General features: G+C 70.9%; 12 protein-coding genes. 11 read left to right on the forward strand and 1 reads right to left on the reverse strand.

Features of this window, described 5'->3' with window-relative positions:
* The first annotated feature begins 19 nt into the window (after window positions 1-19).
* The 3 genes from ACFXMF_RS01110 to ACFXMF_RS01120 all read left to right on the forward strand — a co-directional run bounded on the left by ACFXMF_RS01110 (window position 20) and on the right by ACFXMF_RS01120 (window position 2,547).
* Window positions 20-1,204, forward strand: a complete 1,185-nt coding sequence (locus tag ACFXMF_RS01110) for a lytic transglycosylase domain-containing protein (RefSeq protein ID WP_379991164.1) — start codon at window positions 20-22, stop codon at window positions 1,202-1,204.
* Window positions 1,205-1,333: 129 nt separating this feature from the next.
* A complete protein-coding gene (locus ACFXMF_RS01115; protein ID WP_360305176.1) occupies window positions 1,334-1,471 on the forward strand; it encodes a hypothetical protein in 138 nt (45 codons plus the stop codon).
* Window positions 1,472-1,524: 53 nt separating this feature from the next.
* Window positions 1,525-2,547 (forward strand): DUF3068 domain-containing protein, encoded by a 1,023-nt coding sequence (locus tag ACFXMF_RS01120; RefSeq protein WP_360305178.1) that lies wholly within the window; start codon window positions 1,525-1,527, stop codon window positions 2,545-2,547.
* A gap of 3 nt (window positions 2,548-2,550) precedes the next feature.
* Here ACFXMF_RS01120 and ACFXMF_RS01125 read toward each other — a convergent pair whose 3' ends face one another.
* On the reverse strand, window positions 2,551-3,417 hold the full coding sequence (locus ACFXMF_RS01125; protein ID WP_379991165.1) for a class I SAM-dependent methyltransferase: 867 nt from the start codon (window positions 3,415-3,417) through the stop codon (window positions 2,551-2,553).
* A 279-nt stretch (window positions 3,418-3,696) separates the two neighbouring features.
* On the opposite strand from ACFXMF_RS01125, the gene rpsA reads away from it, so the two are divergent.
* The 8 genes from rpsA (at window position 3,697) to coaE (ending at window position 12,518) form a co-directional block, all read left to right on the forward strand.
* Complete coding sequence (gene rpsA / locus ACFXMF_RS01130) at window positions 3,697-5,184, forward strand: 30S ribosomal protein S1 (RefSeq protein ID WP_360305180.1); 1,488 nt, start codon at window positions 3,697-3,699, stop codon at window positions 5,182-5,184.
* Between the two features lie 175 nt (window positions 5,185-5,359).
* Window positions 5,360-6,628 (forward strand): MFS transporter, encoded by a 1,269-nt coding sequence (locus tag ACFXMF_RS01135; RefSeq protein ID WP_360305182.1) that lies wholly within the window; start codon window positions 5,360-5,362, stop codon window positions 6,626-6,628.
* Window positions 6,618-7,667 (forward strand): TolB family protein, encoded by a 1,050-nt coding sequence (locus ACFXMF_RS01140; RefSeq protein ID WP_379991166.1) that lies wholly within the window; start codon window positions 6,618-6,620, stop codon window positions 7,665-7,667. Before ACFXMF_RS01135 ends, ACFXMF_RS01140 begins: the two co-directional genes overlap by 11 nt.
* A 379-nt stretch (window positions 7,668-8,046) precedes the next feature.
* Complete coding sequence (locus ACFXMF_RS01145; RefSeq protein ID WP_360305185.1) at window positions 8,047-8,610, forward strand: phosphatase PAP2 family protein; 564 nt, start codon at window positions 8,047-8,049, stop codon at window positions 8,608-8,610.
* Window positions 8,611-8,614: 4 nt separating this feature from the next.
* A complete protein-coding gene (locus ACFXMF_RS01150) occupies window positions 8,615-9,592 on the forward strand; it encodes a decaprenyl-phosphate phosphoribosyltransferase (protein ID WP_360305187.1) in 978 nt (325 codons plus the stop codon).
* A complete protein-coding gene (locus ACFXMF_RS01155; RefSeq protein WP_360305189.1) occupies window positions 9,585-10,970 on the forward strand; it encodes an FAD-binding oxidoreductase in 1,386 nt (461 codons plus the stop codon). The genes ACFXMF_RS01150 and ACFXMF_RS01155 overlap by 8 nt, the downstream gene beginning before the upstream one ends.
* 51 nt (window positions 10,971-11,021) lie before the next feature.
* A complete protein-coding gene (locus tag ACFXMF_RS01160; RefSeq protein ID WP_360305191.1) occupies window positions 11,022-11,777 on the forward strand; it encodes a decaprenylphospho-beta-D-erythro-pentofuranosid-2-ulose 2-reductase in 756 nt (251 codons plus the stop codon).
* A 141-nt stretch (window positions 11,778-11,918) separates the two neighbouring features.
* Window positions 11,919-12,518, forward strand: a complete 600-nt coding sequence (coaE, locus tag ACFXMF_RS01165; protein WP_360305193.1) for a dephospho-CoA kinase — start codon at window positions 11,919-11,921, stop codon at window positions 12,516-12,518.
* Window positions 12,519-12,546 lie beyond the last annotated feature (28 nt).

The following is a 12,546-nucleotide window of genomic DNA, read 5'->3' on the forward strand; positions in this document are numbered from 1 at the left end:
GTACAGAGGGGGGAGCTTCGTGGAAGAGGCCGAGTCGAGGCCCGATCCGCAGAAGCCGGGCACGCCGGACGAGGTCGCGGTCGATGCGGTGGCGGAGTCGATATCCGCCGCCGCTCCCGCGCCGAGGCCGGAGCCCGAGGCGCCGCCGATATCCGGCGGGGCGGACGAACCGGGCAAGCGCAGACGGGTGTTGAATCCGTGGCTGGGCAGCGCGGCGGCGATCCTGGTGGTGTTGGCGTGTGGTGCGGCGGTGCAGTCGCCGTTCACCATGGTCACCGCGCATCGAGTGCCTACGTCGGATTTGCCGCGATTGTCCGATCCGGCGCCGGCCGACGGCACTTCGGCGAACGGCGGCGGACCCAGCCACTTCGAGTTGCCGCCGCCGGTGTTGCCGGCCGCGTTGCCGGGTGCGCCGACCACGTCCGCGCCGGCCTCCGCGTCGGCGACGCCGACCACGTCGGCGGGCACTCGGGGCACCACCGCGACCGGCACCGGTGGCATTCCGCAGACGGTGTTGTTGGCCTATCAGCAGGCGGCCTCGAACCTGGCCCGGATGGACCCGAGCTGCAAGTTGCCGTGGACGTTGCTCGCGGGCATCGGTCGGGTCGAGTCGGAGCACGCGTACGGCGGCAACGTGACCGTGGACGGCACGGCGGTCACCCCGATCCTGGGCCCGCGGCTGGACGGCGGCCCGTGGGCCCGGATTCCCGACACCGACGGTGGTCGCTACGACTTCGACACCGAGTTCGACCGCGCGGTGGGTCCGATGCAGTTCATCCCCTCCACCTGGAAGGGCTGGGGCATGGACGGCAACCGGGACGGCCAGATCAACCCGCAGAACATCTTCGACGCGACGCTGACCGCGGGGCGCTACCTGTGCGCGGGCAACCGGGATCTGTCCACCGGTGCCGGGCTGAACGCGGCGATCCTGTCGTACAACCATTCCGATGCGTACGTGCGCAACGTGATGTCCTGGATGACGTACTACGCGACCGGCGCGCGCTCGGTCCCGGACGCCCGGCAGCCGACGTCCAGGCAGACGTCGACGCCCAAACAGACCACGTCCAAGCCGGCGACGAGCAAACCGGCGAGCAGCCCCACGACCAGTCGTACGGCGAGCGCGTCGGGCTCGGTGTCCGCGTCGGCGTCGAGCCGCACGTCCGCCCCGGAGGGCTCGACCGAGGCATCGGCCCCGATCGGGTAGTCGTCATCGTCGGGTAGTCGTAATCCACTCCGCAAAAAACGGGAACCTGTTCTCGTTTCTTGCTACCGTGCCCCATCGTCGACCGTCGCGACGACGGTCGAGGCAGCAGCAGGAAGGTGGGACCGCCACATGCGTTCCTTCGCAGCGGTCGTGGTCGGGGCACTCCTGGCCGTCGGTGCCGCATTCGTGCTGAACGCGTGTGCCATCGGCGACCCCGCCCCGGTGCACCAGCCCCTCCAGGTCACCGCGCCGCCCGGCCGGCCCTAGGCCCGCCCGGCGGATCGGTACCCGGCCCCTCGTCGAGAGAGCACTCCACCCAGATGCGTCGTAAGTCCGGCCTGATCCTGCTGGCCGCCGCGGTCTTTTGTGTCGCCATGGCGCCGCTGTTGCGCGAGTTCGTCTTCCCGAAGCTGGTCGCCAAGGCGCTGGCCGGCGAGGACGCCTACCGGGTCGTGGTGCTGGACGCGAACAACGCCACCCTCCTGGGCGCCCCCGAGGGCAGCGGCGCGGGCAAGGCCAAGGTCACCGCGATCCAGACGATCCGACCGGACGCCAAGGCGGCCAAGGACGGCACCGTCGTGTGGGACCTGAACCTGGCGGTCCTGGACAGCAGCGGCAAGGTGGTCACCCAACTCCCCGAGCGCTACGCGTTCGAGGCGGCCGGCCAGATCCCCAGGAACTGCTGCGGCGAATCGGTCGACGGCGCCCCCGCCGCGCACACCGGACTCGCCTACAAGTGGCCGTTCTTCACCGGCAAGCGCGACTACAACTACTACGACTCGCAGGCGCACAGCGCGAACGTGATCGTGTACAAGGGCACCGAGAAGCGCAGCGGGTTGCAGACCTACCGCTTCGAGCAGGAGGTGCCGTGGATGAAGATCCCGATGCCCCGGCAGCTTCCCGGCGGCCTGGACCCGGCCGCCCTGGAGAAGGACGGCCTCCAGCTCTGGTACACGGTGCTCCGCAGGATGTGGGTCGAGCCGGTCACCGGCATCCCGGTCTACCTGGAGGAGACCCGCAAGGAGGAACTGCGCAGCTCCCCGCCGGCCGACGACCCCAACGCCAAGCCGGTGGTCACCAAGGTCTTCGAGGGCACCTTCGTCCCCCGCCCCGCGTGGTCGCAAAAGCTCATCGCCGACGCCAAGGACCGCAGCGCGACCCTGCGCGCCGTCCACGACACGATCCCGCTCGCCCTCCTGGTCACGGGCGTCCTGCTCTTCCTGATCGCGGTGGCCCTGCAATTCGTTGCCGACCGCCGGAACCGCCCGACCCCCACTCCCGCCGGCCGGCCGACCACCGACGGGGCCGAGCCCGCGCCGGTGGGTGGTGAGGTCGGCCGCTGAGGATCAGTGCTTCTCGCACACGAAGATCGCCGTCCCCGGCAACAGCCGCCCGCGCAGCGGGCTCCAGCCTCCCCACACCGACTCCAGTTCCTCCGGCCACTCCGGCTCGACCAGATCGACGAGCCGGAACCCCGCGCCCACCACCTCGCGCACCCGGTCGCCCAGCGTGCGGTGTTGTTCGACGTAGGTCGCCCGACCGGTGTGGTCCTGCTCCACGTACGGCGTGGTGTCGAAGTACGAGGTGACCGCCGTCAGCCCCTCCGACCCGGGTTCGTCGGGGAAGGCCCAGCGCACCGGGTGGGTGATCGAGAAGACCCAGCGCCCGCCCGGCCGCAACACCCGGAACACCTCGCGCATGATGCCTGCGCCGTCCGGACTGAACGGCAACGCGCCGTACGCGGAAAAGGCCAGGTCGAAGCTCGCGTCGGCGAACGGCAGCCGCGCCGCGTCGGCCTGCACCACCGGCACCCGGGTGCCGTGCTCGACGTCCAGGCGGCGCGAATGCTGGAGTTGGCGCAACGACAGGTCCAGCGCGACCGGGTGGGCGCCACGCGCGAGCAACCGGCGCGAACACTGCGCCGCGCCCGCGCCGACCTCCAGCACGACGCGCCCCTCGACCGGGCCCAGCAGCTTGACGCGGTCCTCGTCGAGCCCCTCCGGGCACCAGGTGAATCGCGCGTCGCCGAGGAAATCGCCGTGCTCGACCTGATACTCGTCGGCGTTGGCGTCCCACCACTGGCGGCCGGCCCGCACACTCTCCACGAGCCCCACCTTGCGCCGCACCGCGTCGTCGCCGTCGTCGAGCTCGTCCGGATCGACGTAGCGCGCCGCGAGGGACGCGTGCGGGTCGGGGGAAGTGGGGCGGTTCACAGGGCTCCAGTCGCTGCGGGCGGGCACGGACGCGCGTAGGGTACTCCCTTCGGGGCGTCCCGGTTGACCCCATGCATCCCGTGCGCGTTGACCGCACCCGGTCGGCCCCGTATGCTGCAAGTTGCGCCGCGGGCCTGCGTGAACTCAGACGGAGCAGGTCGCGCTCACCTTTGTCGATCCCACGCCATCCTCTTGCATGGACGCGGGCGTCGGGGGCGAAACCGGGTCCACAAGCGTGTTTGAAAACGACTTCTGTCCGTACCCGGAGCCCTTACCCACATGACGAGCAGCACCGAGGCCACGCCCAGCACCACCCCGCAGGTGGCGGTCAACGACATCGGCTCCGAGGAAGACTTCCTCGCAGCGATCGATGAGACGATCAAGTACTTCAACGACGGCGACATCGTGGATGGCGTGATCGTCAAGGTCGACCGGGACGAGGTCCTGCTCGACATCGGTTACAAGACCGAAGGCGTCATCCCGTCCCGCGAGCTTTCCATCAAGCACGACGTGGACCCCCACGAGGTCGTCACTGTCGGTGACCACATCGAGGCCCTGGTTCTCCAGAAGGAGGACAAGGAAGGCCGCCTGATCCTCTCGAAGAAGCGGGCTCAGTACGAGCGCGCTTGGGGCACCATCGAGAAGATCAAGGAAGAAGACGGCATCGTCACCGGTACCGTCATCGAGGTCGTCAAGGGTGGCCTCATCCTGGACATCGGCCTCCGCGGCTTCCTCCCGGCCTCGCTGGTCGAGATGCGTCGCGTGCGTGATCTCCAGCCGTACGTGGGCAAGGAGCTCGAAGCCAAGATCATCGAGCTGGACAAGAACCGCAACAACGTGGTCCTGTCCCGCCGTGCCTGGCTCGAGCAGACCCAGTCCGAGGTGCGTCAGACCTTCCTCACGACCCTGCAGAAGGGTCAGGTCCGCACGGGCGTCGTGTCCTCGATCGTCAACTTCGGTGCGTTCGTGGACCTCGGCGGCGTCGACGGTCTCGTGCACGTCTCCGAGCTGTCCTGGAAGCACATCGACCACCCGTCCGAGGTTGTCGAGGTCGGCCAGGAAGTCACCGTCGAGGTCCTCGACGTCGACATGGACCGCGAGCGTGTCTCCCTGTCGCTGAAGGCGACCCAGGAAGACCCGTGGCAGCAGTTCGCCCGGACGCACCAGATCGGCCAGGTCGTTCCCGGCAAGGTCACCAAGCTCGTTCCGTTCGGCGCGTTCGTCCGCGTGGACGAGGGCATCGAGGGTCTGGTGCACATCTCCGAGCTGGCCGAGCGCCACGTGGAGATCCCGGAGCAGGTCGTCCAGGTCGGCGACGAGATCTTCGTCAAGGTCATCGACATCGACCTCGAGCGTCGCCGCATCAGCCTCTCGCTGAAGCAGGCCAACGAGGCGTTCGGCGCGGACCCGGCCACGGCCGAGTTCGACCCGACCCTCTACGGCATGGCCGCGACGTACGACGACTCGGGCAACTACATCTACCCCGAGGGCTTCGACCCGGAGACCAACGACTGGCTCGAGGGCTTCGACAAGCAGCGCGAGGAGTGGGAGAAGCAGTACGCCGACGCCCAGACGCGCTTCGAGTCGCACCAGCAGCAGGTCGTCAAGGCCCGCGAGGCCGAGGCCGAGGCCGTGGCCGGCGAAGCCGCGGGCGCGTACTCCTCGGGCGGTGACGACGAGGTCGAGGCCGACACCACCGGTGGCGCCCTGGCCTCCGACGAGGCGCTCGCCGCGCTCCGCGAGAAGCTGGCGGGCGGCCAGAGCTGACCTCGGTCGACTCTGCCGAACACGGTGTTCGACGTGATTCGTAGGTAGCGATACCGACGCGGGCGAAGGCCCCACTTCCCTTCGGGGAGGTGGGGCCTTCGTGCTTTCCCGGTGCCGAGGCGCGAACGCGGCTAGGGTCGGGACCGTCACACGGCAGCCTGGGGGGTGTGCGGGGGTGTACGTCTCGTCCGGACGTCCGGAAGCGGCGACCGAGGCGGCGATCGGGCCGCCCGGGTCCGGGGTCGGCGCGGTGGTCACCGGCAATGTGATCGCGCTCGGCCTGGTCAGCCTGGTCACCGACGTCTCCTCCGAGATGGTCACCGCGGTGATGCCGGTCTACCTGGTCACCGGACTCGGCCTGACCATGCTCCAGTTCGGCTTCCTGGACGGCCTGTACTCCGGGGTCACGGTCTTCCTGCGGCTGGTCGGCGGGCACCTCGCCGACCGGTTCGCCGCGCGCAAACAGGTCGCCGCGGTCGGCTACGGGATGTCGGCGGTGGCCAAGCTCGGACTGCCGCTGGTGGGTGCCTCGGTGCCGGGCATCGGCGCGGTGCTGGCGGCCGACCGGGCGGGCAAGGGGCTGCGGACCGCGCCCCGGGACGCGCTCATCTCGCTGTCCAGCGGTCCGCAGGCGCAGGGGCGCGCGTTCGGCGTGCATCGGGCGCTGGACACCGTCGGGGCGTTCACCGGCCCGCTGGTGGCGTTCGCCATCCTGGCCGCGGTGGGCACCGCCTACGACGCGGTGTTCGTGGTGAGCTTCTGCGTGGGGCTGATCGGTGTCGCGATGCTGGTGCTGTTCGTGCGCGACCACCGCGACCCGGTCGAGCATCGGCCCGGGTGGCGCGACGGGCTGGGGCTGTTGCGGGATCGGTCCTATCGCCGGCTGTGTGTGGTGGCGACCGTGCTCGGCCTGGTCACCGTCAGCGACGCGTTCGTCTATCTGCTGCTCCAGCACCGGCTGTCGATCCAGCCGCACTGGTTCCCGCTGCTTCCGCTGGGCACCGCCGGGGTCTACCTGGTGCTCGCGCTTCCGCTGGGCCGCCTCGCCGACCGGGTGGGCCGGCGGCGGGTGTTCCTGGCCGGGCACGGCGTGTTGCTCGCGGCGTATCTGCTGCTCGGGGGTCCGCTCGACGGGGTCGCGTTGCTGATCGCGGTGCTCGCGCTGCACGGGGTGTTCTACGCGGCCACCGACGGGGTGCTCGCGGCGGCGGTGGGCGCGCGGTTGCCGGCGACGGGCCGGGCGGGCGGGCTCGCGGTGGTGCAGACCGGGCAGGCCGTGGGCCGGTTCGCGTCCTCGATGATCTTCGGCGCGCTGTGGACGGCCTGGGGGCCGGCCGGCGCGATCCGGGTGCTGGCCCTCGCGCTCGCGGTGGCCCTGCTCGGCTCGGCGCTCGCCCTCGCGGGCGGCGGGCGCGTGCGGGGAAGGGTGCGCGATGTCCGTTGACGCACCGGTGAAACCGGCACTGACCAGGGGCCGGATCCTGATCTTCGTCCTGGTGCTGATCCTGCTCGCGGGGATCGCGATCGGGTACACGGTGTACGCGGTCAAGCGTGAGGACGAGCGGCTGCACGGCGGTTCGGGAACCGCGCCGGGCGGGCCGCCGCTGACCCTGGCCGGGGCGCCGCGACTGCTGTTTCGCAGCACCGAGTCGGGCCCGGGGTACGGGCATCTGGCGACCGTCGCGGCGGCCGATCCGGGCGGGCCGCGCACGGTGGGCGAGCGCTCGTGCGACCGGGTCTACGCGGCCGGCGGCACCGCGGTGTGCCTGGCCACCGAGGGCGGCCTCACCCGCACCGGCGTGGCGCTGGTGCTGGACGCCGACCTGCGCCAGGTGCGCCGGGTCGAACTCGCGGGCACGCCCAACCGGGCGCGCGTGTCGGCGTCGGGCCGGATGGCCTCGTGGACGGTGTTCGTCTACGGGGACTCCTACGCCTCGACGACCTTCTCGACCCGCACCTCGATCCTGGACACGCGCACCGGCGAACTGGTCGCCAACCTGGAGGACTTCACCACCACTCGGGACGGCAAGGAACTCAGGTCGCCGGACCGCAACTTCTGGGGCGTCACCTTCACCGCGGACGACAACACGTTCTACGCCACGCTGTCCACCAACACCTCCGGCCGCACCTACCTGGTGCGCGGCGACCTGCGGGCCCGCACCATGACGGTGCTGCGGGAGAACGTCGAGTGCCCGTCGTTGTCCCCGGACGGCACCCGCCTGGTGTTCAAGAAGAAGGTCTCGCAGAGCACCCGCAATCCGTGGCGACTGTACGTGCTCGACCTGGCGAGCATGCGCGAGACACCGCTCGCGGAGACCCGGGGTGTGGACGACCAGGCGATCTGGCTGGACGAGCGCACGGTGGGCTACGCACTGCCGACCGGGGCGGGCGCGGCCACCGATGTGTGGTCCGTCCCGGCCGACGGAAGCGGCGCTCCGGCGCGCCTGGTGACGGGCGGCTTCTCGCCCGTGCCGCTGCGCTGACCCGACCCCGCCGAAAGGGCGAACTCCCGTCCCAGGACGCGCTTGTGCATCGGCCCGGCATCGCGCAGGCTGCGGGTCTGCCACAGTTCCGTCACGAAACGTCGCCGCCTCGCACCGGCGCCGTCACCCGTTTGACAGCGTCTGACCAGGAACGACGAGGTATCGCGGGGGCGTGGCCGGCGCGGGCCCGACCCGGTGGTCGCCGGGCCGGCTCGGCGAAGAGCCCGTGCTCGGTTCGCGTACCCTGACTCACTGGTGCCATGCGCCGGGCTTGTATGGAAGTGGCCCGTGTGGCGGTCGGGACGACCGCCGGAGCACGTAGGCCCCCGGACTTCGGGGCAGGGCGCCCATTCGACGTGCGGTAGGAATGAGGATCTCGATGGCCTTTGGTGGAGCGTTCGCCACCGGGCAGGTAGTCAAGACGGTCGGCGCTTCCGACGTCGCCCTGTACCGCGGCGTGCGCGGGCGTACCGGACATCCGGTCGTCCAGCGCACGAGCAAGGCGCTGTCCTTCGCCGGGGAGCACGCCGGGGTCTGGCTCGCCGCCGGACTGGTCGGCGCGGCCGTGGACCGCGGCCGTCGGCCGGAGTGGCTGCGCGCCACCGCCACCGTCGCCGGCGCACACGTGGCCAGCATGGTGGTCAAGCGTGTGGTGCGCCGACCGCGGCCGGCCATACCGGGCCTGGAGCCGACGGTGCGGACCGCCGGTCGGCACAGCTTCCCGTCCTCGCACTCGGTGTCCTCCGCCGCCGCCGCCGTGGCGTTCCACGGCCTCCTGCCCACCGCCGTCACGGGTACGGCCGCCGCTGCGACGTGTTTCTCGCGGCTCGTCGTGGGCGTCCACTATCCGTCCGACGTGGCCGCCGGCGCGACCATGGGTCTCGCGGCCGGCGGCCTGGGCCGCGCCTGGGCTCGTCGGGCACAGCGTCCGAAGGGGTTCTGAGGTCTTGAGTACATCCGAAGTCGAATCTCCGCTCGAGTCGAGTGAGGCCCTGGTTGCGACCGCGGCCGGCACCACCCCCGTCGAGGCGCCTGCGCGCCCGGCGCACGGGGGTCTCGCGGGCGGTCTGCTGAAGTTGGCCCGGCCCAAGCAGTGGGTCAAGAACGTGCTCGTGTTCGCCGCGCCGCTGGCGGCCGGACGGCTGGACGAGGGCTACGTCCTCGGGCACAGCGCGATCATGTTCGTACTGTTCTGCCTGGCCGCCTCGGCGATCTACTACATCAACGACGCGTTCGACGTCGAGGCCGACCGCGAGCACCCGACCAAGCGCAACCGCCCGATCGCCTCGGGCGCGGTGCCGGTCAAGCTCGCGTGGGTGCTGGGGCCGATCCTGGGCATCACCGCCGTCGTGCTCGGGGTGTTGCTGTGCAACCCCGGGACCGCGCTGGTGCTGGCGCTGTACGTGGTGCTCAACGTCGCGTACTGCTTCTCCTTCAAGCACGTCGTGGTGCTCGACCTGGCCATGGTCGCCTCCGGCTTCCTGTTCCGGGCGATGGCCGGCGGTACCGCCTCCGAACTGCCGCTGTCGCGTTGGTTCCTGCTGACCGCGGGCTTCGGTTCGCTGTTCATGGTGGCCGGCAAGCGCTACTCGGAGATGGTCCTGATGGGCGAGGAGGCCGCCAAGACGCGTGCCTCGCTGGCCAACTACTCGATCACCTACCTGCGTTTCGTGTGGCAGATGGCGGTCTCGGTGACGCTGCTCACCTACTCGCTGTGGGCGTTCCAGATTCCCGAGGGCGATTCGACGCTCGCCTGGCACCAGTTGTCGCTGGTTCCGTTCGGTTTCGCGTTCCTGCGCTACGCCGTCTACGTGGACGCCGGAACCGCCGGGTCCCCCGAGGACGTTCTTCTCAAGGACAAGGTCCTCGTCGGCCTTGGCTTCGCCTGGCTTCTCACCTTTGTTCTGGGGGTTTTCCATGTCTGACGGCCCGTCGGCCGACGTACGACCAACCGCGCGGCGGGTCAGCCTGAACGGTTGGGGACGCACCACCCCCACCTTCGCCGACGTCGTGCGCCCCACCGACCGCGACCAGGTCGCGACCGCGTTGGGGCAACGCACCTCGCGCGGGGTGATCGCCCGCGGCCTGGGCCGCTCGTACGGCGATCCCGCGCAGAACGCCGGCGGCACCGTGCTGGACATGACCGGCCTGGACCGGATCCTCGCGGTGGACCTCGAACGCGGCCTGGTCACCTGCGAGGCCGGGGTGAGCCTGGACCGGCTGATCGAACTGTTCGTCCCGTTCGGCTTCTTCGTGCCGGTCACCCCGGGCACCCGGCAGGTCACCGTGGGCGGCGCGATCGGTGCCGACGTACACGGCAAGAACCACCACGCGGACGGCAGCTTCTGCAACCACGTCCTGTCCATCGACATGTTGATGGCCGACGGCACCGAGCGCACGATCACCCCCGAGGGCGACCCGGAGTTGTTCTGGGCCACCGCCGGCGGCATGGGCCTGACCGGCCTGATCCTGTCCGCGACCATCCGGATGACGCCCATCGAGACCTCGCTCGCGTCGGTGGACACCGACCGCACGAAGAACCTCGACGAGGCCATGGCGCTGATGGCCGAGACGGACGAGAAGTACACGTACACCGTCGCCTGGCTGGACTGCCTGGCCAAGGGCGCCAACCTGGGCCGCTGCGTGCTCACCTGCGGCGAGTTCGCCGCGCTCGACGACCTGCCCGCGAAGAAGCGCCGGGACCCGCTGCGTTTTCGCACCGGCTCGCTGCTGACCGTCCCGGACCTGGTCCCGGGGCGGCTGCCGAACAAGCTCACCATGGGCATGTTCAACGAGCTGTGGTACCGCAAGGCGCCCAAGCACAAGGTCGGCCAACTGCAGTCGATCACCGGGTTCTTCCACCCGCTGGACCTGGTCCAGGAATGGAACCGGGTCTACGGGCGGACCGGCTTCCTCCAGTACCAGTTCGTGGTGCCGTTCGGGCGCGAGGACGGCCTGGTCAAGGCGGTCGAGACGATCAGCGCGCACGGCGCGCCCTCCTCGCTCACGGTGCTCAAGCGGTTCGGTCCCGGCAACGAGGGCTTCCTGTCCTTCCCCAAGCCGGGGTGGACGCTGACGCTCGACTTCCCGACCAACACGCCCGGGCTGGCGCGGCTGCTCAAGCAGCTCGACGAGATCGTGCTGACCAACGAGGGCCGGTTCTACCTCGCCAAGGACTCGCGGATGGACCCGGCCGACCTGGCCCGGATGTACCCGCGGCTGGAGCGCTTTCGCGAGGTGCGGGCCAAGGTCGACCCGGACGGGATCTTCGTCTCCGACCAGGCCCGCCGACTCGGGATCTGACCCACCCCTTCTTCCGTCGTCTCGTGAACCACGTTTTGTGAAGGACACACCGTGAAAGACGCCCTGGGCGCACCGCAGTCCCTGCTCGTTCTCGGCGGCACCTCCGAGATCGCGCTGACCACGGCTCGCGCGATGGTCGCCGAGCGGGTCCGGCGGGTCGTGCTCGCCGGTCGCCCCTCCGCCGCGCTGGACACGGCCGCCGAGGAACTGCGCGGCCTCGGCGCGAGCGTCGAGGTGGTCGGCTTCGACGCGGCCGAGACCGACGACCACGAGAAGACCATCGACGAGGTCTTCGCCGCCGGCGACATCGACGTCGTGCTGCTCGCCTTCGGTGTGCTGGGCGACCAGGAGGCGGACGCGAAGTCCCCGGCCGCCGCCGCGCGCGTCGCGCAGGTCAACTACGTGGGCGGCGTCTCGGCCGGGCTGGCGGCGGCCAACGCGCTGTCCCGGCAGGGCCACGGCGCGCTCGCGGTCATCTCCTCCGTGGCCGGCGAGCGGGCCCGCAAGTCGAACTTCATCTACGGCTCGACCAAGGCCGGCCTGGACGCGTTCGCCCAGGGCCTGGGCGACAAGCTGCACGGCACCGGCGTGCACGTGATGGTGGTGCGGCCGGGCTTCGTCAGGACCAAGATGACCGAGGGTCTGCCGGACGCGCCGCTGGCCACCACGCCCGAGGCGGTCGCCGAGGCGATCGTCAAGGGCCTGCGCCGCAAGTCGTCCGTGGTCTGGGTGCCGGGCCAGTTCCGCTTCGTGATGTCCGCGCTGCGGCACGTGCCGCGGCCGATCTTCCGCAAGCTGAACATCTGACCCGCGGCCTGTGCCCGCGAGCCCGTCCCGTCCTCGGGGCGGGCTCGCGCGTATTGCGGGCCGGCGCCCTTCTACCCTGGGGTCGCCTGGCCTACCGTGGCCCGGTCTTGGTCCACCCGAAAGACGTACGAGGGGCGCCACATGGGCAGCAGGGGCAACGTCGGGCTCACCGGCGGCATCGGAGCCGGCAAGAGCGAGGTGGCGCGCCGGCTCGCCGAACTGGGCGCGGTGGTGATCGACTCGGACCGGATCGCGCGCGAGGTGGTGGCACCGGGCACGCCGGGGCTGGCCGCGGTGGTGGCCGAGTTCGGCGAATCGGTGTTGCTGCCGGACGGCTCGCTGGATCGCCCGGGGCTGGGCCGGATCGTCTTCGGCTCGCCGGATCGGCTGGCCGCGCTGAACGCGATCGTGCACCCGCTGGTCGGCGCGCGCGCGGCGGAGCTGACGGCCGCCGCCGGGGAGGACGCGGTGCTGATCAACGACGTGCCGCTGTTGGCGGAGAACGACCTGGCGAAGCTGTACGACCTGGTGGTGGTGGTGGACGCCGCTCCCCAGACGCAGCTCGACCGGCTGGTCCGGCTGCGGGGCATGCCGGAGGCCGACGCTCGGGCCCGGATGGCCGCGCAGGCTTCGCGCGAGCAGCGGTTGGCCGTCGCGGACGTGGTGATCGACAACGACGGGCCGTTGACGGCGCTGGAGCCGCAGGTGCGCGCGTTGTGGGAGCGGCTGACGGGGGCCTGAGCGGCTGCGGAGCGGCGTGATCGGGCCT

It is taken from the genome of Embleya sp. NPDC059213 (assembly GCF_042754445.1).
In the GTDB taxonomy this organism is placed as follows: domain Bacteria; phylum Actinomycetota; class Actinomycetes; order Streptomycetales; family Streptomycetaceae; genus Embleya.